At 67.0% G+C, this 20,509-nt stretch carries 19 protein-coding genes; 4 read left to right on the top strand and 15 right to left on the bottom strand.

The window, feature by feature from the left end; genetic code table 11:
- Positions 1–39: 39 nt before the first annotated feature.
- The 3 genes from BLO63_RS12965 to BLO63_RS12955 form a co-directional block, all read right to left on the bottom strand.
- Positions 40–3,438: an autotransporter domain-containing protein gene (locus tag BLO63_RS12965; RefSeq protein ID WP_244517857.1), complete on the bottom strand. Its 3,399-nt coding sequence runs from the start codon at positions 3,436–3,438 to the stop codon at positions 40–42.
- Positions 3,439–4,186: 748 nt separating this feature from the next.
- Positions 4,187–4,450 (bottom strand): hypothetical protein, encoded by a 264-nt coding sequence (locus BLO63_RS12960; RefSeq protein WP_091441188.1) that lies wholly within the window; start codon positions 4,448–4,450, stop codon positions 4,187–4,189.
- Between the two features lie 67 nt (positions 4,451–4,517).
- Positions 4,518–5,048 carry an ureidoglycolate lyase gene (locus tag BLO63_RS12955; protein WP_091441185.1) on the bottom strand — a complete coding sequence of 177 codons (531 nt, stop codon included), beginning with the start codon at positions 5,046–5,048 and terminating at the stop codon, positions 4,518–4,520.
- Between the two features lie 243 nt (positions 5,049–5,291).
- Here BLO63_RS12955 and BLO63_RS12950 point away from each other — a divergent pair, with 243 nt between their 5' ends.
- The 4 genes from BLO63_RS12950 to BLO63_RS12935 are packed head-to-tail and all read left to right on the top strand — an operon-like array spanning position 5,292 to position 8,266.
- Positions 5,292–5,954, top strand: coding sequence for a FadR/GntR family transcriptional regulator (locus tag BLO63_RS12950; protein WP_244517856.1), 663 nt, complete (start codon positions 5,292–5,294; stop codon positions 5,952–5,954).
- Positions 5,955–6,005: 51 nt separating this feature from the next.
- Positions 6,006–6,905, top strand: a complete 900-nt coding sequence (locus BLO63_RS12945) for a polysaccharide deacetylase family protein (protein ID WP_091441181.1) — start codon at positions 6,006–6,008, stop codon at positions 6,903–6,905.
- Between the two features lie 9 nt (positions 6,906–6,914).
- Positions 6,915–7,217, top strand: coding sequence for a hypothetical protein (locus tag BLO63_RS12940; protein WP_091441179.1), 303 nt, complete (start codon positions 6,915–6,917; stop codon positions 7,215–7,217).
- Positions 7,214–8,266 carry a CobW family GTP-binding protein gene (locus BLO63_RS12935; protein WP_091441177.1) on the top strand — a complete coding sequence of 351 codons (1,053 nt, stop codon included), beginning with the start codon at positions 7,214–7,216 and terminating at the stop codon, positions 8,264–8,266. The genes BLO63_RS12940 and BLO63_RS12935 overlap by 4 nt, the downstream gene beginning before the upstream one ends.
- Here the strand turns inward: BLO63_RS12935 and BLO63_RS12930 are convergent.
- The 12 genes from BLO63_RS12930 to cbiM form a co-directional block, all read right to left on the bottom strand.
- Positions 8,260–9,021, bottom strand: coding sequence for an SDR family NAD(P)-dependent oxidoreductase (locus BLO63_RS12930; protein ID WP_091441175.1), 762 nt, complete (start codon positions 9,019–9,021; stop codon positions 8,260–8,262). The genes BLO63_RS12935 and BLO63_RS12930 overlap by 7 nt on opposite strands.
- Positions 9,018–10,448 carry a dihydropyrimidinase gene (gene hydA / locus BLO63_RS12925; RefSeq protein WP_091441172.1) on the bottom strand — a complete coding sequence of 477 codons (1,431 nt, stop codon included), beginning with the start codon at positions 10,446–10,448 and terminating at the stop codon, positions 9,018–9,020. The genes BLO63_RS12930 and hydA overlap by 4 nt, the downstream gene beginning before the upstream one ends.
- Before the next feature lie 36 nt (positions 10,449–10,484).
- Positions 10,485–11,240, bottom strand: a complete 756-nt coding sequence (locus BLO63_RS12920) for an SDR family NAD(P)-dependent oxidoreductase (RefSeq protein ID WP_091441170.1) — start codon at positions 11,238–11,240, stop codon at positions 10,485–10,487.
- A gap of 13 nt (positions 11,241–11,253) precedes the next feature.
- On the bottom strand, positions 11,254–12,165 hold the full coding sequence (locus tag BLO63_RS12915) for an NAD-dependent epimerase/dehydratase family protein (RefSeq protein WP_091441168.1): 912 nt from the start codon (positions 12,163–12,165) through the stop codon (positions 11,254–11,256).
- Positions 12,165–13,838, bottom strand: coding sequence for an ATP-binding cassette domain-containing protein (locus BLO63_RS12910; protein ID WP_091441166.1), 1,674 nt, complete (start codon positions 13,836–13,838; stop codon positions 12,165–12,167). Before BLO63_RS12910 ends, BLO63_RS12915 begins: the two co-directional genes overlap by 1 nt.
- A complete protein-coding gene (locus tag BLO63_RS12905; protein ID WP_091441164.1) occupies positions 13,835–14,677 on the bottom strand; it encodes an ABC transporter permease in 843 nt (280 codons plus the stop codon). The genes BLO63_RS12910 and BLO63_RS12905 overlap by 4 nt, the downstream gene beginning before the upstream one ends.
- On the bottom strand, positions 14,674–15,726 hold the full coding sequence (locus BLO63_RS12900) for an ABC transporter permease (RefSeq protein ID WP_091441162.1): 1,053 nt from the start codon (positions 15,724–15,726) through the stop codon (positions 14,674–14,676). The genes BLO63_RS12905 and BLO63_RS12900 overlap by 4 nt, the downstream gene beginning before the upstream one ends.
- An 82-nt stretch (positions 15,727–15,808) precedes the next feature.
- Positions 15,809–17,425 carry an ABC transporter substrate-binding protein gene (locus BLO63_RS12895; RefSeq protein WP_091441160.1) on the bottom strand — a complete coding sequence of 539 codons (1,617 nt, stop codon included), beginning with the start codon at positions 17,423–17,425 and terminating at the stop codon, positions 15,809–15,811.
- A 476-nt stretch (positions 17,426–17,901) separates the two neighbouring features.
- Positions 17,902–18,618, bottom strand: a complete 717-nt coding sequence (locus tag BLO63_RS12890) for an energy-coupling factor ABC transporter ATP-binding protein (RefSeq protein ID WP_091441158.1) — start codon at positions 18,616–18,618, stop codon at positions 17,902–17,904.
- Positions 18,615–19,352 carry a cobalt ECF transporter T component CbiQ gene (gene cbiQ / locus BLO63_RS12885; RefSeq protein ID WP_091441431.1) on the bottom strand — a complete coding sequence of 246 codons (738 nt, stop codon included), beginning with the start codon at positions 19,350–19,352 and terminating at the stop codon, positions 18,615–18,617. Before cbiQ ends, BLO63_RS12890 begins: the two co-directional genes overlap by 4 nt.
- Positions 19,349–19,897: an immunoglobulin domain-containing protein gene (locus tag BLO63_RS12880; protein WP_091441156.1), complete on the bottom strand. Its 549-nt coding sequence runs from the start codon at positions 19,895–19,897 to the stop codon at positions 19,349–19,351. Before BLO63_RS12880 ends, cbiQ begins: the two co-directional genes overlap by 4 nt.
- Positions 19,894–20,508: a cobalt transporter CbiM gene (cbiM, locus tag BLO63_RS12875; protein WP_091441154.1), complete on the bottom strand. Its 615-nt coding sequence runs from the start codon at positions 20,506–20,508 to the stop codon at positions 19,894–19,896. Before cbiM ends, BLO63_RS12880 begins: the two co-directional genes overlap by 4 nt.
- Position 20,509 lies beyond the last annotated feature (1 nt).

Here is a 20,509-nt window from a genome sequence, read left to right as displayed (position 1 = left end):
GTCGTGCCCGGCCGGCAGGTTGGAGGAAACGAGGGCGCGTCAGAACCTGACGCTCAGCGTCCCCGTCAGGCTGTTGTCGCTCTGTCCCGAGCCGAACTGCCCATCATAGCCAACGCTAATGGTGGCATGTTCCGTGGCGGCAAACTCGATACGTGCGCCGAGCACGGCAACATTTTCAGCGATCGGCGCACCCGCGACCGAGAACACGTCGCCGCCGGCAAAGGCGAGCGAAGCTTCGGGAGTGATATCGCCGGAGGCATATTGCCAGCCCACCGTGCCGTGCAGCGTGGTCTGCGTGCCGCCGAGGTCGAAGCGGTGGGAGGCGCGAAGGCCGAGCGTGGTGAAGAAAGTGTCGAGGCCGTCACTCCCCCCGCCAAGCGCGGCAACGCCGCCCTGTTCGGCGAAAGAGTCGTTGCTGAAGTGAACATAGGCGAGGTTGACGAAGGGTTCGAGCATGCCCTTCTCGTGTTCGAACCGATAGCCCAGCTCGCCGAAGGCCTGGGTGGTGGTGGCGTCGTAATCGGCCGTCAGCCGCTCGCTGATGGTCGGGATGTTGACCTGGCGGGTGCTGTCGATGCTGTGCCAGGTGTAGGCGGCGCCGAGGCGGACGCCGACCGGACCGGCCTGCGTGCCGGCATAGACGCCGAGATGGACATTGTCGCTGTTGGCACTGGCGGCGAGATCGTCCAGGCTGACGGAGGTTTGGCTGTAGCCAGCCAGCATGCCCACGCGCCAGTTGCCGGGCAGGCCGGCATCGAGGCCGCCAAGGACGCCGCCCGTGTTGCTGGACAGGCCCGAGGCGTTGCCGTTGCCGTCGACCTCGTTCCACGCGCCGAAGCCGCGCATCCACATGGCGACTTCCTTGGTGTCCGCCGCCACCGGGCGGGGCGCCTTGGTGTCGAGGCCGACCACCGCCATGTCGGACAGCAGCGTCTCGCCGCCCGAGGCGAGCAGGCGGTCATTCATCGCGTCGCGAACGAACCGGCTGTTGCCCACCAGAACGCCCGCCGTGGACGCATGAAGCTCGCCCCCGATCTGGGTGAAGATGGACCGCGCCGTCGCCGCATCCTGCATGACGATGGCATTGTAGAGCGCATTGCCATAGCCGAGGCTCTCGGCGCCGCGCGCCGCCGACTGCTGGTTGCTCGTATAGCCGACCTTGTCGAAGGCGGTGTCATTGCGCGCCAGCGTCAGCTGGATTTCGGTGGCGCCATAGCTCAGCGTCGGGTCGAGGAAGGCGAGGCTGGAGGTAACGTCGTCGAACGCACCCTCGATACCGCCGGCCGAGGTGAGGATGGTGTAGGCGGTTTCCGGGAGGTAGTCGCCGCCGGCGGCGATGCCGATGACGCTGCCGCCCTCGATGGTGGTGGCGCCAGTGACGGCGATGAGATCGCTCTGCCCCTCGGCATTCACCTCGACTTCATAGAACGAGCCCGCCGCGAAGCTCAGATTGCCCGCGACATTGAGGGTGCCGATCGACTGGCCGGGCGCGATCGCGCCGCCCGAGGCGATGCGCAGATTGCCGACCGTGCCGGTGCCGGCCAGCGCGGCGCCGTCGAACACGGTGGTCAGCGCTGAGGTGGCGATCGAGCCATTGACGACCAGCAGGCCCTCTTCGACCCGGGTCTCGCCGGTATAGGTGTTCTGGCCGAGCAGCCCCAGCGCGCCCTCGCCCAGCTTGGTCAGGGCGCCGGTGCCGGAAATGGCGCGGGCGATGGCCACCGCATTATCCGCCTCGGCAATGTCGATGCCGCCGCCCCCGGCTTCCAGCACGACCGCGCGGTCGAGCAGCGCCATGTCGGTGCCGGCGATGCGCAGCGTGCCGTTGTCGAGATGCAGGCTCGCCGCCGAGGTGCCGAGCGCGGCGTCCTCGTCGACGATGACCGTGCCGCCATCGGTGATCAGCGTCTCGCCGATGAAGCTGTGGTCGTCGATGCAATAGTCGACAATGGCCTGCTGGAAGCGCGGATCGGTGCTCGTGCAGTCGAGCAGGGTCTTCTTTTCCTCCAGCGTCAGGTCGGTGAGGATGGGATTGCCGTTCTCGTCGGAGATCTGCCCGAGATAGACATCGGTCCGCATGTTGTTGCGGGTGAGGTAGAACTCCTTGTTCTTCTCCTCGAACACCGTGGCGTCGGAACCCCAGACGAGGCGGGTCTTCTCGACCTCCGCATTGTCGACCGTCTCGGTATAGGTCTCCAGCGCCGGGCCGATCCATTTCAGCGTGTGGGCGACCGGCTCGTGGTCGGCAAGCGGGGCGCTGCCATCATTGATGAAGCCGACATCGTCGAGAACGCCGGTGTAGGCGTCATTGGGATCGTCGACGATGGTGTACCACTTGCCGAAGGGGCGGGAGACCATGAAATGGTCGATCGTCACCCGGTCCCAGCTGGTCCATGTATTGGTGGCGTCCTCGCCGGCAGACGGCCAGGTCGTCGTGCCGTCACCCAGTTCGTGCGGGGCGAAGGGCTCGCGCTCCGCTTCAGTGGTGAGCAGCATGTACTGCTTCTTGAGCACGTTCATCGTCACCGGCGTGTTGGATTCCACCGGATAGGTCTCGTCCTCGAAGGTGATGCCGTTCTGCGCCATGTCCTTGGCGATGATCGCTTCCCACTGCCGCCAGCTCAGCTGCGAATAGCTGGTCTTTCCGGGAAACTCGTCGCGGTGGGCGTTGAAATAATCCTGGATCACGTTGCGGTAATGGACCGTGCCGTTGTCGTCGACCACCTTCATCGACGCGGCATAGGCCTCATATTCGCTCGCCTTCCCCTCCGGCGTGTATTCCTTCGCCAGCTGCTTCCACAGCGCCGAGGAGCCGCTGTCGATGATAGTGCGGGCATAGAGATAGGACTGCTGGTCGGCGTTATGGAGCCCGCGCTCGGAGACGTCGCCGGCATTGAAGTCGCCGACGAGAATGATCGGCGTATCCGAGCTGGCCGCCCAGCTGTTGAAACCCTTGACCTCATTGAGGCGGGCATTGGGCTCGTCATAATAATTAAGATGAACGGAGCCGATGATGGTCTGCGGGACGCCGTTCTGGGCGTCGATCTTCTGGTAGGCGACCGCGTCGCCGAGCGTGCTGGAGCCAAACGTGCCGGACAGCCGGCTGACCACACTGACATCGCTGATCTGGGTGCCGGCATATGTGCCGAGACCGGCATCGCCCAGCATCTGGGTGAGGCCCGGAATGTACTTGGTGTTGGTGCGCGATTCCTGCAGAGCGATGATGTCGTAATTGCCGTTGATGAAGAAATCGGAGGTGACGCCGAGATTGTTGGCGTACTGGTCGCCCCAGGTGTTGAGCGTCAGAATGCGAAGTGTCCCGTCCTCCGCCTGAGCGGCGGCGGCACCGAGCACCGTCATCGCGGCACCGCACAGGAGCCGCGAGGTCATGATGGCAAGGCTGAAGTCACGTCGATGGCGGGTCTTCCTGATAGTCATCGTGCAGTCCCCATGCGCCCGGAATTGCCGCGGCCTGGCCCGGGAGCGCTGATGGCTCCGGATTTCGGTCGGCGTTGATTGAGGACTGTTCGTTTGGCAGATCAGCATGTCACTTATATAACATTTTGATCTGACGCGGGTGACGGAGACGCCTCCGCATGGGCAGATAACGCCCCGGCGACACCGATTCAGGCACATGGCGACACGGTCGACGGGGCGATGTCGGGCGAGCCCCAAACCGCGTCAGGCGAAAGGCCAACCTTATCCCTCTGATATAAATTGACTTTATTTATGGTCAGGTTGCCAAACCGTAGGCACGGCTCGCCCCTTGAGTAAGCAGCGGGCAGGCATGCGCCTCGCTTTTCCCTTGATCGCCGCTTACCCACAGGCCAGCAAAATAGCGGCCTCGGAACCCACTTCCCAGCATTTTCCTGGAGCCTCGGTTAGCGTCCCAGACGTGGGAGTCCACCGCCAGAGTCTAAAATGTCGTCAAACGAACATTTATGTTGTCGTTCGCGTCATCTGAGCCTGTCAGGAGGCCGCTCGCGCGTGGACGCCCTCGCGGGGTCGCAGCCGGAAGCCCCCGCCGGCACGGACATTTCTGAACTGTGATCAAGTCGCCCGTATGCGCGTGCGGCCCCGTGCCGGGCATTGCCCCTGACCTCCGGCAACGAAAAAAGGGACAGGAGCAATGCCCCTGTCCCCCTCGCCCGTTGGGGTCCACCGGGAGCGGCCTGAGCCGCCCGGTTCACCAGCGGTGGGGACGATCGCGGCCGATGAAATAGCCGACCACGACCCCTGCCAGTGCCGCCGTGACCATGCCGGGAAGCACATCGATGCGGTTGGCGACTGCGGCATTGCCGGCAGCATACAGGCCCGAGGCGCGCTCGGCGGCGTCGCTGACACCCTCGCTGACCGCATCGGAGGCGGCGGAAACGTTGCGGCCCGTCTCGCGCATCAGCGCATCGGCGCTGGAGGGCAGATTCTCGTTGATCTTGTTGGCGTCGGCCATCGGGTTGCTCCTGACATTGACTGCCAGAACAACGCCCGCCACCGGTTAGCGTTCCCCGCTCGCGTTGCTATCCGCCGGCCCGGATGACGAAGGGACCGACGATTTGCTCCTCGCAATCCTCCGTCGTGCCCGCCTGCCAGGACTGCACGAAGAACCGCCCTGCCCCGCCCAGCCCGATGATCGGCGTGTGCCAGACGCCGCGCCGGTAGACGACGCCGCCCCCGCCGGAAAAGTGAAACGCCCGCAGCGAGGCGAGGTCCGGGCGCCCGTGCCCGTCATCGAGCGCGACGGCGAGGATGAAGTCCTCCGAATGCATGGCGACGATGGCCTGCTGCGAGAAGGCATGGCGCTCCATCAACCGCACCACCAGCGGCAGCGCCTGAGGTGCCGTTTCGAACACCGAGGCGACCAGCCGGCTTCCCGGCCGTGTATCGGCATCGATCCGCGCAATGTCGTAGCGCAGCGCGGTGCCGGCATTGACGTGAACCGGGTCGGCGGCGCCGGCGCTCACGAGATGGCCATAGGGGCGGAAAAGGGCCGCGGTGGCCGGGAGGAGCCGCAGGTCCAGCCGCCCCTCAATATCAGTGTTCTCGCTCAAGCACGCCTCATTACCTCGGACACTTGCGCTCGCCCGGCAAGTGCGTCAATCGAACATTCGGGGGCAGCGAAGTGACCAAAATTTGAACTGGTCAGACCGGCTCCAACGATGCCATCCTCGCAGCGAGTGACGGAATTTAGCCAGATGCGTAAAGCGGTGCAAGGTGGCGGCGGACACATTGGTCAGACCGATTCAGCAGGCAAGCGGCGGCGCCAGCCCGCCCCAACGGCGGCCCAGCTCGCGGTGAGCGCGCTGCAGAAGCTGATCGAGGACAGGAAGCTCGGGCCGAGCGCGCCCCTGCCGCCGCAGCGCGACCTTGCCCGGGAGTTCAACATCAGCCGCGCCACGCTGCGCGAGGCGCTGTCGATCCTGGCCACCATCGGCCTCATCTCCATCGAGCCCGGGCGCGGCACCTTCGTGCGGGCGACCGCCGAGGGCGGAGAGGCCGCGCCGGCCCCGTCCTGGCGCTTCGCGGCCCGCTATTCCCCGGCCGAGGTCTATCAGTTCCGCTACATCGCCGAGAGCCATGCCGCGCAGTTGGCGGCGATGACCCGCACCGAGGCGGAGATCGAGGAGCTGAAGGAGAATGTGCAGGCCTTCCGCGCCGCCGCCCACGCGCAGGACTTCGCCGCCTTCGCGCAGATCGACTTCGAGTTCCACAAGCTGATCATGCGCTTCTCGCGCAACCGCCTGCTCGCCGACATGCACGACAATTTCGCCCGCGTGCTGCTGGAAAGCTCGCGGCTGCCGGTGCGGCGCGACAAGCTGTGGGACCCGGTGATGGAACATGAGCGCGTCGTCGAGGCGCTCACCATGGGGGACCCGGAGGGCGCCGGCTACTATATGCGCCGCCATCTCAGCCGCACGGCGGACCGCGCGGGGATCACCATGACCGAATTCGTCTGAGCTTTGGGCGCCGCGGCCCCCACCGTGGCAGGAACAGCGAAAGGAACGCGAATGGCCAAGGAAATCTTCGTCTCCTACGGCATTGACGTTGACGCGGTAGCGGGCTGGCTCGGCTCCTATGGCGGCGAGGACAGCCCCTGCGACATTTCCCGCGGCGCCTTCGCCGGCAAGGTCGGCAGCCTGCGCCTGCTGCGGCTGTTCGAAAAATGGGACATCAGGACCACCTGGTTCATTCCAGGCCATTCCATCGAGAGCTTCCGGGCGGAGATGCAGGCGGTGGCCGATGCCGGCCACGAGATCGGCATGCACGGCTACAGCCACGAGAACCCCATCGCCATGACGCCTGAGCAGGAGGAGGCGATCTTCGACAAATGCGTCGAGCTCATCACCCAGCTCGCCGGCAAGCCGCCGCGCGGGTATGTGGCGCCGTGGTGGGAGTTCGGCTCGAAGACAAATGAACTGCTGAAGCAGAAGGGCATCAAGTACGACCATTCGCTGATGCACAATGACCACCACCCCTATTATGTGACGGTCGGCGACAGCTGGACCAAGATCGACTACTCCCAGCACCCGTCGACCTGGATGAAGCCCTATGTGCAGGGCGAGGAGACCGATCTCATCGAGATTCCCGCTTCCTGGCACCTCGACGACCTGCCGCCGATGATGTTCATCAAGGCTGCACCGAACAGCCATGGCTTCGTCTCGCCGCGCGATATCGAGGACACCTGGCGCGACCAATTCGACTGGGTCTACGAGAATTACGACTACGCCGTCTTCCCCATCACCATCCACCCTGATGTCTCCGGCCGCCCGCATGTGTTGAAGATGCACGAGCGGCTGTTCGACTACATCAAGGGCCATGAGGGCGTGAAATTCGTCACCATGGAGGAGATCGCCGACGACTTCGCCCGGCGCTTTCCGCGCAGCGGCACCGCCCGGCCCACGCCCTGAGGCCGGGCCATGTGCGGGCTTTGCGGCGCTTTCGCCGCCAGCGACCACTGGACCGCCGGCAAAGGAACCGGCGGCAGCGTCACGCCGACGGCGGAGCGCCGGGCCCGCGCGGCTTGCGCCAACGAGGTGCTAGGACTCTACGGGCTCAGGCTCGACGAATGGGCGGGCCGCTTCACCCTACGCTCGCGCACCGGGCGCATGGCAGTGGTGGAGCATTTCGGCGCGCTCTGGCCGGAGGCGGAAAAGCTCGCCGGCCAGCCCTGCGATCCGCTCGACCCGGCGGTGATCGCGCGGGTCGAACAAAGCCGATGAACGGTCCGCCCGCCCCTGCCGGAAAGCTGCCGGTGCATGTGCTCACCGGCTTTCTCGGCGCGGGAAAGACCTCGCTGCTGCGTCGGCTGCTTGCCTCGCCGGCACTGGCCGACACCGCCGTGCTGATCAACGAGTTCGGCGAGGTGGGCCTCGACCATCTTCTGGTCGAGGCCGTGGATGAGGACATCGTGCTGCTGAAAAGCGGCTGTGTCTGCTGCACGGTACGGACCGACCTGAAGGATGGACTAGTCAACCTCATGGAGCGCCGCCGGCACGGCACGCTGCCCCCCTTCGCCCGCGTGGTGCTGGAGACCACTGGCATCGCCGATCCCGGGCCGATCGTCACCACGCTGATCGCCGACCCGATGCTGCGCCACCAGTTCCGTCTCGGCGGCATCGTCACCGTCGTCGACGTACCGAACGGCGTGGGCAATCTCGCTTCCTTCCCGGAATCGCTGCGGCAGGTGGCGGCGGCAGACAGGCTGGCGATCAGCAAGAGCGACCTTGCCTCCCCCGGGGAAGCCGCCATGCTGGCCGCGCGCCTCTCAGCCCTCAACCCGAGCGCCGCGCTAGTCACGCTTCTCCCGGACGAGGCGCCCGATATCGCGCTGTTGCTCGCGGACCCCGCCGACGAGGCGCACCGGGCCGCCGAGGTGCGGCGCTGGATCGAGGCGGCGGCGGTGCGCGAAGGCGGCTGGCGCTTTCACGGCCATGCCGCGCACGAAGCCGGCCGGCACGGCGACATCCGGGCCTTCGTCATCCGCGCCGAGGCGCCGTTGGCCTGGCCGCGCTTCGCGCTCTGGCTGTCGATGCTGCTGAACCGCCATGGCGGCGAAATCCTGCGCCTCAAGGGACTGCTGTCGATCGAGAGCATCGCCGAACCCGTGGTCATCCAGGGTGTCCAGCACCTCGTCCACGCCCCCGAGCACTTGAAGGCGTGGCCCGAGGGTGTCCACGGCACGCAGATTGTCATGATCGCGCGCAGGCTCGACCCGGCGCTGGTACAGCGCTCCTTCGACGCTTTTGTTGGCTCCGGCAAGGCTCAATAGCGCCCGACCAGCAGCCCGCCATCCACCGCGATCACCTGCCCGGTCATGTAGCGCGCCGCCGGCGAGGCGAGGAAGAGGATGACGTCGGCAATGTCTTCCGGCTCGCCGACGCGGCCGAGCGGGATGAAGTCGGCGGCCTTCTCCAGCCCTTCCGGCCCCAGCGAATGCTCGCGCGAGAGCGCCTGCGCGGTGCGGATATAGCCCGGGGCCACACCGTTGACGGTGATGCCGTCGCGCGCAAGTTCCACCGCCAGCCCGCGCACCAGCCCGACCACGCCGGCCTTGGCGGCGGAATAATGCACATGCTCGTCCCAGCCATAAGCGACGCCCATGATGGAGGAGAGTGCCACCACTGAGCCGGCCTTGCGGGCTCGCATGCCGGGGGCAGCGGCGCGCACGATCCGCATGATGCCTTTCAGGTCGACGTCAAACGTCCGGTCCCACGCCTCGTCGCTCATCACCCCGAGCGGGACCTTTTTGGCGATGCCGGCATTGGCAATGATCGCGTCGATGCGCCCATGCCGCGCCTCGATATCGGCCACCAGCGCATCGGTCGCCGGCGTCGAGGTGACGTCGAGCGGGAGGAATTCGGCGCGTCCGCCCGCATCGACAATGGCGCGGGCAACGTCACCGCCCTCCGCCTCCAGCACATCGGTGACGACGACATGGTAGCCGGCGAGGGCGAAGGCGAAGGAGGTCGCCCGCCCGATGCCGATGCCCGCCCCGGTGACGAGGGCGACCGGCGCGCCGCTCACGCTGCGCCTCCCGCCGGCACGGCATAGGGCGAGAGCTCGCGCTTGAGAAAGCCGCCATCGCCGGGTTCGCCGACGATGCGACCGTCTTCCGCCATCACCTTGCCGCGCAGCAGCGTCATGACCGGCCAGCCGGTGACTTCCATGCCTTCATAGGGCGTGTAGTCGGCGCCGTGATGCATCAGCTCCTGGCGGATGGTTTCCTTGCGGTTCGGGTCCCACAGCACGATGTCGGCGTCGAAGCCGGGGGCGATCGAGCCCTTCTTCGGGTAGAGACCGTAGATCTTGGCGTGGTTGGTCGAGGTGAGTGCAACGAACTCGTTGAGCGTGATGCGCCCTTCCACCACCCCCTTTGAGAACAGGATCTGCAGCCGCGTCTCGACGCCGGGAATGCCGTTCGGCACCCAGCGGAAGGAAGTGCGGGCCTTCGGGTTCAGCTTGCCCATCTCGCCCTCATAGAAGAAGGCGCAATGGTCGGACGAGAAGGTCTGGAACACGCCGGTGCGGATGCCCTCCCAGATGGCGTCCCAGCTGGCGTGGTCGCGCGGCGGCGGCGAGCAGACATATTTGCCGCCGCTCTCGTCCATGTTGAGGCCCTTCATGTCCTCGGCGGTGAGCGCGACATATTGCGGGCAGGTCTCGCCATAGACCTTCAGCCCCTTCTGCTGCGCCCAGCGGATCTGCTCCATCGGCTCGCGGCCCGAGACATGCACCACCATGATCGGCACGTCGGTCAGCTCGGCATGGCTGATGGCGCGGTGGGTGGCCTCGCGTTCCACCGATTGCGGGCGGGAGACGCCGTGGTAGTAGGGCGCCGTCTTGCCAGCCGCCTCCAGCTTCTGGGTCATGAAGCGAATGGCGTCATAGCCCTCGCAATGCACCATGACGAGGGCACCGCAGCCGCGCGCGCAGTCGAACACTTCCAGCAGCTGGCGGTCGTTCAGCACCAGGTCGTCATAGGTCATGAACACCTTGAACGAGGTGTAGCCGTCGCCCACCAGTGCCGGCAGTTCCTGCCCCAGCACGCTGGCGGAAGGGTCGGAAATGATGAGGTGGAAGCCGTAGTCGCAATAGCACTTGCCGTCGGCTTCCTTGTGATAGTCCATCACGCTCTGGCGCAGGCTGGCGCCGCGCGGCTGCAGCGCGAAGGGCAGCACCGTGGTGTTGCCGCCGGCAATGGCGGAGCGGGTGCCGCTCTCGAAATCATCCGCCATGGCCGGGCCGCCAAAGGCCGGCTGGGCAAGATGCACATGACTGTCGATGCCGCCGGGCATGACCAGCAGCCCGGTGGCGTCGATCACCTTCGCGCCGCCGGTCAGGCTCTCGGCCACAGCCACGATCCGCCCGTCGCGAATGCCGACATCGGCCCGCACCGTGTCCGAGGCGGTGACCACAGTGCCACCGCGTATGACCGTATCGAATTCGCTCATGGGCGCCTCGCTGGATGCGTTCGGAGAAGAATGGGATCAAAGCATGATGTCGCCGCCATTGGGCGAGAGCGTCTGGCCGACATAGAAGGCGCCGGCCGCCGAGGCGAGCATCAGGATGGTGGGGGCGATCTCCGACACCTGGCCGAAGCGGCCGAGCGGGATTTCGGTGAGCTTGCGGGCACGCCATTCGTCGCTCAAGCCGCCCAGAAGCACCGTTTCGGTGGCGCCGGGGGCGATGGCGTTGACCGTCACGCCATGGGGCGCTCCCTCATAGGCCAGCGCCCGGGTAAAGCCGACAATGCCGGCCTTGGCGGCGCAATAATGCGCCAGCGCCGGGGCGCCGCGATAGGCGAGCTGCGAGGCGCAGTTGATCACCCGCCCATAGCCGCGCGCCAGCATGTCGGGGAAGAACTGCCGGGTGACGAGGAAATGCCCGCGCAGATGCACCCCGATCATCCGGTCCCACTCCTCAATGGAGAGGTCGACAAAGGCCTTGTCACCGCCAATGCCAGCCATGTTGACCAGAATGTCCACCTGGCCGAGTATTTCCTTCGCCCAGACGGCCATGGCCTCCACCGCAGCCGCATCGGCCACGTCGCATTCGGTGCCGAAAACCCGGTGGCCCGCTTGCGTCAGCCGGGCTTCCAGCGCCGCCGCGTTAGAGCCATCGCCCACATGGCAGAAGGCGACCTCGGCGCCATAGCGGGCGAACAGTTCCACCACCTCGCCGCCAATCCCCCGGCTGCCGCCGGTGACGAGCGCCTTGCGGCCGTGAAGCGAGAATTCCTGCATCGGTGCTGTTTCCTCAGCCTGCACGGGCCGCGATCCAGTCCGCATAGGACCGGATGCCCGTCTCCAGATCGAAACGCGGGGTGTAACCGAGATCGCGGCTTATGGCCGAGATGTCGAAGCGCCGGTGCACCTCGTCCACCGGATCGGGGCCCGGCGCGAGGGCGATGTCGGCCTGCGGCAGCACCCGCTTCACCACCTCGCCGATCTCGCCCAGCGTCACATAGGTGCCGCCGGTGGCGGTGTAGATGCGCCGCGGCGGCGGCGTCGCGTCGAGCGCCAGCAGCAGCGCGGCGACGGCATCCTCGACATGGAGGAACTGGCGGTGGAAATCCTGGCCGAAGGGCAGCCGCGTCGGCCGACCGGCCAGCGCGTCCTCGATCATGGTGCGGATGACGCAATCGGTGGTTCGCCCCGGCCCGTAGACCCAGGACAGGCGGATGGCGAGCGCATCGACGCCGAACTGGCGCCAATAGGTCCATAGCAGCGCCTCGCTCGCCGCCTTGCTGCCGCCATAGACCGAGGTCGGGCGCAGCACCACGTCTTCCGGCACCGGCCCTTCAGGCGTGTCGCCATAGGCGCTGGTGGAGGAGCAGAACACCAAGCGGCGCAGCTGATGAATGCGCGCCAGCTCCAGCATGTTGGCGGTGCCCACCACATTGACCTGCACCATCGAATACGGGTTGTCGCGCGCCACCATCGGCCCGGAATGGGCGCCGCAATGGATGACAGCGTCGAGCGGATACTCCGCCGCGACAGCGTGCAGGCGGTGAATGTCGGTGAGGTCGCAGGCGACAAGAGGCAGGCCCTCGCGGGTGCGCTCGACCAGATCGATCGCGACGACCTTGCGACCCTGCGCTTCCAGCGCGCACCGCACCGCGTTGCCGATCAGCCCGGCACCGCCGGTTACGAGGATATGGCGCTCCATCAGGCCGTTCCCGCAAGACGGCGGGCCTCGGCCCGGTCGCGCTGGAGCAGGCCCTGCTCGATGGGCAGTTCGGCGGAAAGCAGCATGCGGGTGTAGTCCTGCGTCGGGTGGGCGAAGATGGCTTCGGTTTCACCGTACTCGACGATCTTGCCGTGGCGCATAACCGCGACATTGTGGGCGAGCGAGCGCACCGAGTTGAGATCGTGGGTGATGAACAGCGCCGACATGCCGATCTCGGCCTGCAAGTCGCGCACCAGATCGATGATCTGCGCCCGCACCCTGATGTCGAGCGCGGTAGTCGGCTCGTCGAACACCACGAAGTCCGGCCCGGTGGCCAGAGCGCGGGCAATGCCGATGCGCTTCTGCTCGCCGGCGGTCAGTTCGTGCGGATAGGCCTCCGCAAGGCTCAGCGGCAGGTGGACCAGATCGAGCAATTGCCGGACCCGGTGCTCGCGCCCCTTGGCGTCGAGGCCGGGGTCGAGCCGCAGCGGTTCGGCAATCAGCGCCCGCACCGGCCAGCGCGGGTTGAGCGCCACATAGGGTTCCTGGAACACCATCTGCAGGCGCCGTCGCAGGGGGCGGAATTCCTTGGCCGGCATGTCGGTGATGTCAACGCCGTCAAAGGTGATGCCGCCGCCATCGCACTCCAGCAGCCGCACGAGACATTGCCCCACCGTCGTCTTGCCGGAACCGCTCTCCCCCACCAGCGCCAGCGTTTCGCCGCGCCCGACCGAGAAGGACACGTCGTCGATCGCCCGCACCACCTCCGTGCTGCCGGCAATGGGGAAGAACTTTTCCAGCCGCCGCACATCGAGCAGCGGCTTTGCGTGCGCCTCGTCCGTGACGCCGCCCCCCTCGCCCTGCCCCGCCATCGGCGTCGGGCGCACCCGCGCGGCATCGAGCAGCGTACGGCTGTAGTCGTCGCGCGGCCCCTCCAGGAAGCGGCCGACCTCGCCCAGCTCGAAGATCCGCCCGCCCTTCATGATCGCCACCCGGTCGCAATAATGGGCGATGATGCCGAGGTCATGGGTGATGAGCACGACGCCGGCGCCGAGTTCGCGGCAGCGCTTCACCAACAGATCCAGCACCTGCACCTGTATGGTGGCATCAAGGCCGAGCGTGGCGTCATCAGCCAGCACGATATCGGGATTGGCGACCATCGCCATGGCGATGACCACGCGCTGGGCCATGCCGCCGGACAGCTCATGCGGATAGGCCTTTGCCCGCCGCTCCGGATTGACGATGCCGACCTGGGCCAGAAGATCCACCGCCGCCGCCCAAGCCTCCCGTCGGCCGCAGGCGCGATGCGCCCGCAGCACGCGGGCGATCTGCGCCCCCACCGTCGCCACCGGGTCGAGCAGCGCCTTGGCATTGGTGCCGATAAGGGCGATGCGGGCCCCGCGCAGCTTGCCCTGCTCCGTCTCGCTCAGTCCGAGCACCGAGGCGCCGTCGAGCCTTATGTCGCCCTCGACGATGCGCCCGCCCTCGGGCAGCAGGTCGAGCAGGCTGCGCGCCAGCACCGATTTGCCGGCGCCCGTCTCGCCGACAATGCCCAGCACCTCGTCGCGGCGCAGCTCGAAGGAGACCCCCGACAGCGCCTTGGGCGAACCCTCGCCAAAATCGACGCTGAGATTGTCCACCGCTAGCAGCGGCGCGGCGTTTGGCGCTCTCATCGGCGGTCCCTCGTGGTGGGATCGGAGAGGTCCTTCGCCATGTCGCCGATCAGCGCGAAGCTGAGCACGGCGATGACGATGGCCAGCCCCGGGAACAGCGACACCCACCACACGCCAAGGATCATCTGCTGCGCCCCGGAAGACACCATCAGCCCCCATTCCGGCGTCGGCATGCGAACGCCTGCGCCGACAAAGGACAGGCCGGCGGTGAGCAGGATGGCAAGGCCGACGCTGATCGAGATCTGTACGATTGCCGGGGTCAGCGCATTGGGCAGGATGTGGCGGAACATGATGGAGAAGTCGGTCGCCCCGCTGCACCGCGCCGCCGCCACGAAGGGCCGCTCGCGCAGGGAGAGCACCTCCGCCCGGATCACGCGGGCGAACATCGGGATGAACAGCACGGCGAGCACGATCGACACGTTCCAGATTTCCTGTCCCATGACCGAGACAAGCGCCATGCCGAGCACGAAGATCGGGAAGGACTGGATGAAGTCGAACACCCGCATGACAAGCGAGGACAGCCCGCCGCGGTAGAAGCCGATCAGCAGCCCGACCGGCACGCCGATGACGAAGGCCACCGCCACAGCGGTCAGCGAGATCAGCAGGTTGATCCGGGTGGCGTAGATGACGCGGGCGTAGATATCCATGCCCGACACATCGGTGCCGAACCAGTGCGCCAGCGAGGGTGGCTCCAGCGAGGCCAGCGGGTCGGCCTCGACAGGCGAATAGGAGGTGAGCCATGGCGCGAACAGGATAGCGATGACCTGCAGGCCCAGCAGCACCAGCCCGATCACCGCCCCGGGATGGCGGCTGAGATAGCGCGTGAAGGTCGCCCTCATACCCGGATCCTCGGATCGGCGAGTTCGTAGAGGATGTCGACCACGGTATAGACGACCAGGATGAAGGTGGCGGCCACCAGCACGAAGCCCTGCAGCGCGGGATAATCGCTGTTCACCACCGCCTGCACCGCATATTGCCCCAGCCCGCCCCAAGAGAAGATGGTCTCCACCAGCACCGCCGCCCCGAGCAGAAAGCCGACCATGAAACCGACAAGGGTGATGATCGGCGGCAGGCAGTTGCGCAGCGCAATGCGTCGGATGGTCCGCTCCGGCAGGCCCGAGGCGCGGGCGTGGCGGATGAAATCACTGCGGTAGACATCGGCGAAGACGGTCTTGGTCATCTTCATCAGAGCCCCGGCATTGACGATGGCGAGCGTCAGCACCGGCAGCACCAGTCGCCCGACCGAGGAGAAGAAAGCCTGCGGGTTGCCGGCGATGAGGCTGTCCAGAGTGTAGAAGCCCGTTACGGCGGGAGGCGGCGTGACGAAGGTGTCGATGCGCCCGAACGGCGCGGCCGCCCAGCCCAGCATGTAGAAGAAGAAGTAGATCAGCAGCAGCCCGATCCAGAAATCGGGGATCGCGCCGGCGGCAAGGCCGTAGATGCGGCTGCCGATATCCACCGCCCCGCCCGGCCGCACCACCGAGACGATGGCCAGCGTCACCCCGATGAGGATGGTGAGCGCCATGGCGTAGGTGATCAGTTCCAGCGTCGCCGGCGCGCGCTCCAGAAGGTCGGAGACGACGGGCTGTGAGGTGAAGATCGAAGTGCCGAGATCGCCGTGCAGGGCGTTCCAGACATAGCGCAGGAACTGGTCCCAGATCGGCAGGTCGAGGCCGAGCCGCTCGCGGAAGGCGGCGATGGTGTCGGGCGTCGCCATGTTGCCGAGCAGCAGCAGCGCCGGGTCGCCCGGCAGCAGGCGCACCAGCAGAAATGTCACCATCATCACGCCGAAGAGCTGGGGCACCAGCATGAAGAGGCGGCTGACGACGATCTTCAACGGGCGGGGAACGGTGCCCCAGAATCCGGCGAGGCGGACGGCGACAGTCATGCGGGGCTCGTGCGTCCGGTGGGGGGAGGCGCGGCGAGTGTCCCGACCGAAGCCGGGACACTCTTGAGCGAGCGGCGGCGGCTCACTCCTTGTACATGTCGTAGAAGGCGTTGCCGTTCGGCGTGTACCAGGAATAGCCCTTCACATTGGCCCGCGTGGCCAGCTGGTAGCCGGGGTTCATCAGGAACACCCAGGGCGCGCCCTCCATGGTGATCTGCTGCACCCGCTTCATGTCGGCGACGCGCTTGGCCTCGTCGGTGCTGGTCAGGCCGGCATTGATGAGGGCGTCGACCTCATCGCTCTTGAACTTCGAGTAGTTGATCGCCGAGGCGCTGTTGAGCCAGAGATTGGCGACATAGGCCGCGTCCGGCACGATCGCCATGTCGCGGAAGAAGTACATCGGCACCTCGCCCTTGGTGTAGCGCTCGACCAGGGTGGAGGCCGGCAGCTTCAGCAGCTCGACATCGATGCCGCCCTTGGCGAAGGCCGATTTCAGGATGACGGCGATCTCTTCCTCGATCTGGTCGCCGGTGCGGTAGGCGAGCTGGGTCTTGAAGCCTTCGGGGAAGCCGGCCTCCTTCAGCAGCTCCTTCGCCTTGGCGGGATCGTTGTTGAAGAAGAAGTACTCGTCGGTAAAGGCCGGGTAGATCTCGGAAATCGGGCTCTTGGTGAAGCGCGCCGTGTTGAAATACACGCTCTTGAGGATTTCCTCGCGCGGCACAAGATAATTCACTGCCTGGCGCACCTTCAGATTATCGAAGGGCGGCTTGGCGTTGTTCATTTCCACGCGGTGGATGAAGTTACCGAACACCTTGTAGACGGTGACGCCGGGCACCTTGGAGAGCAGCGCCAGCTCGCGCGGCAGCAGATATTCCGCGACATCGACCGAGCCGGCCTGAAGCGCGGCCACCCGATTAGCCGAGGTCGGCATCTCGCGCAGGATCACCCGCTTCAGCCTGGCCGGGCCCCGCCAGTAGTTCGGGTTGGCGTCATAGACCACTTCCTGGCCGGGCGTGTATTTGGTGATCTGGTAGGGACCGAAGGAGGCGGTGTTGGTGGAAAGCCAGCGCGCGCCCCAGGGGTCTTCGGGGGTGAGGTGCTTCTTCACTTCGGTGGCGTCGAGAATGCCAAGGTCACTGTTGATCCAGATGCGGTCCAGCAGCGGCGAGGGATTCGGGATCGACACTTTGACCGTGTAGTCGTCCACCTTGGTGAAGGCGACCTTCGGATCCTCGATCTTGAAGATCTGCGTCATGTACCAGTGGAAGTTCGACTTCATGTTCCAGCCGCGCTCGAACGACCACATCACCGTGTCGGCGTTCAGCTCGTTGCCGTTGTAGGACTTCACGCCCTTGCGCAGCTTGAAGGTGATGGACTTCTTGTCCGGTGAGAGTTCGTAGCTCTCCGCCAGCACGCCGACGATGGTGGTGAAATCCTCGTAGAGGATGCCGTCATCGCCCTTCTTCTGGGCGTAGCCAAGCAGGCGCTCATTGACGTTGCGGCGCACCTCATGGCCGGCCTCGGTCGGCGGGTATTCCTGGTCGAGAGATTCCGGCGTGCGCGGGGCGGCGACCACCAGCGTGGTCTTGGCATCCTGTGCCCGCGCCGGCAGGGGCGCGGCCAGCAGCGCTGCGACGAGGCCGGCACCGATGCCGCCCGCCAGCAGGCCGGCGAAGGTCAGGCGCGGGGCGTGCGCCATGCTGCGGGACGGGACAAGGACCCGCCGTCCAAGGTCGAGAAGTCCGGTACTCACTGTGCCAAGCATGTTGCGTCCCAGGGTCAAGGGTGTCGGTTAAGATGGCTCATGCGGTCTGACCTGTTGTCAGGATTGCGCGGTCTGACCGCGCTGGCAAATCCAAATTTTGGACGCCGGCCCGCCTTTCCATTAGGCAGAGGGACGAATCGACGGCGGGACGCCCTGTGGACGGATACCGTAAGAGGCCATATATCCCCTTATGTGACGCTGCATCTGCGACTGATCGCCCAAGGAATAGGCGCCCGCGCGGACCGTCGCGCGTAAGCCGATTAGTCCGGCCGCGGCATGTCCGGCCAGCGGTTCCGTATCTAGCGTGGTCAGACCACAATTTGAGATTGTCCATACCGCGCGCCGCGCTTCCCGGCGCTTTTCACCCCGCGAGAGGCGGCGGAGGGAAGGACGCGCGGCGCCGTGGTGCCTTAGCTCGCCGTCACCGGATGGATATGCGGGTGGGAATGGGTATGGCTGTGCGGGTGGGCGTGCAGCGCGGCCGGGAACAGACGCCCGCCCTCAATCGCCAGGGCCCGCGTCGCCAGCTCGGCGATGAAGCCGTCATCGTGCGAGACCAGCAGCATGGCGCCGGGAAAAGCACGCAGCGCCGCCCGCAGGCGCTTGCCGTTCTCGGTGTCGACGCCGTTGGTGGGTTCATCCAGCAGCAGCACGTCCGGCTGCATCGCCAGCAGCCCGGCGAGGCAGACGAGACGCTTCTCGCCGCCGGAAAGCCGATGGCTGATGCGCTCGGCGAGAGCGCCGATGCCGAGCGTCGCCAGCACCTCCTCGGCCCGGCGGAACGCCTCCGCCTGGGTGCAGCCGAGATTGAGCGGGCCGAAGGCGACATCCTCGATCACGCTCGGGCAGAACAGCTGGTCGTCACTATCCTGGAACAGATAGCCGATGCGCGGGCGCAGGGGACGGAACTCGCGCTCGCTCCGGCATGCCGTGCCGAACAGCCTCACCTGCCCGGCGCTTGGGCGCTCCAGCCCGACAAGGGCGCGCAGCAGCGTCGTCTTGCCCGCCCCGTTCGGCCCGACAATGGCCAGCCGCTCACCGGCGGCAAGGGCGAAATTGACCTCACGCAACACATCGACCCCTTCGCGGGCAACGGTGACACCCTCAAGGGCGACAAGCGCGCTCATAGCCGGTCCGCGATCGTCACCGCGAGGCCGAAGACCAGCGCGAGCACGAGGCCCGCCCAGTCGCGCCGTGTGGGAGAGGGCTGCGGCAGATGGGGAAAGCGGCCCTCATAGCCCCGGCAGCGCATGGCTTCCTCCACACGCTGCGCCCGCTCCAGCGCCCGCACCAGCAGCATGCCGACAAGGTGACCATAGCTGCGCCAGCTGTGGCGGTTCGTGCCGGGGCGGAAGCTGCGCATCCGCATCGCCTCCTGCAGCCGCCGCGCCTCGTCGCGGATCAACCCGAGATAGCGCGCTGTCAATACAAACAGGCGCACGATCGCCTCCGGCACATGGAGCCCGCGCAGCGCGGGGCCGAGCCGCGCCGGCTCGACCGCGCCCAGCAGCGCCGAGAGCACCAGCACGCAGGCGGAGACCTTGGTGGCGATCAGCGCCGCCCGCTCCACGCCCTCGACGCTCGCGGTCAGCGGGCCGAGGGAAAACAGCGGCTGTCCCGGCAGGGTGAAGGGCAGCGTGGCGAACAGCAGCAGCAGGAAGCCCTCGACATGCAGCAGCCGCCGCCAGAGTTGGGGGCCGGGCCGCCGCCAGGCGGCCGCCAGCCCCACCGCCGCCAGCGCCGCCGCCGCGACAGGCAGCGTGTGCAGCTGCGACAGGCAGGCGAGCACGATGAAGGCGGCGACGAGGTTCAGGCGCAGGTCGCGCTGGGGAGACGTCTGCGCGATGCTCCCCGCCGTCATCCGCGCCGCCCCCTCGCCCATAACCCGATGCCGGCAAGGCCGAGAATGAGGAAGACGCCGGAGAGGATGTCGGCATAGCGCAGGCGCGTATCCAGCTGCTCAATCCGCTCCATCAGCGGCGCCACCTGCCGCTGCACCGCCGCCTCGACCAGCGCGGCAAGGCGGGCATCTGGGTCGATCGGGCTCGGGCCGTCCGTCGGCAGCGTCGGGGTGGCCGCAACCGCCCTGCCACCGAAGCGCGACGACGGCAGCGTCACCGAGGCCACATGCCCCTCGCGCGTGTCGACCGTCACCGTGGCGTCCGTGGGTGGCTGCGGCGCAGGGAAGGCGAAGCGCCCCTCCCCGTCGGTGGTGCCGGAAGCGAACGGCGCGCCGGCCGCATCTCTGGCCACCCACGCCGTCTGCGCCGCGCGGCCGCCGCCGATGAAAAAGGCGTAGCCCTTCACCTCGCCGCCCTCCACCGTGGCGAAGACCTTCAGCTTGTGCGCCTGCGCCGGGCCGATGAACGCCAGTGCCAGCAGGACCCCCGTCAGGAGACGGATCATGGCGCAGCCGGCCGCAGCGCCCCGGGCTGGACGCGGGCGAGGAAGGCGATGATGGAGGCGGTGATGAAGGCCTCCACCAGCGCGAGCGGCAGATAGGTGGCGATCACCACGCGGGCCGCCGGTGTGTAGGCGCTGGACGACAGCCACAGCGAAAGGGCGACGAGCCCGCCGGTCCCCAGTACCGCCAGCCCCCCGGCCAGCGCGCCGGCCGCCAGCCGCACCGAAGGCCGCGCGGTGGCGCGGATCAGCGGCCCCAACGCGAGCCCGCACAGCACCCCCGGCAGCGCAATGTTCACCGTGTTCACCCCGAGCGTCGTCAGCCCGCCGAAACCGAACAGCAGCGCCTGCAACAACAGGGCCACCAGCACGGCCAGAAAGGTGGCAGTGCCGAGCATCACCCCCATCAACCCCGCCAGCAGCAGATGCACGCTCGACGGCCCCACCGGCACCGCGACCAGCGAACCCGCGAAGAATGCCGCCGCGAGGAGCGCGGTGCGTGGGATCATCCGCTCATCGAGCCGGTGCAGCCCCAGCGCCACGCCGGCGGCGGCGAGGAGGCCGCCGCCAACGAGGACGGGGGCGGAAAGAAGGCCGTCCGGAATGTGCGCCATC

The organism is Ancylobacter rudongensis (genome assembly GCF_900100155.1).
Taxonomy (GTDB): Bacteria; Pseudomonadota; Alphaproteobacteria; order Rhizobiales; family Xanthobacteraceae; genus Ancylobacter; species Ancylobacter rudongensis.
Note: the sequence above shows the minus strand (reverse complement) of the source record. Positions and strands in the feature narration are given on the sequence as shown.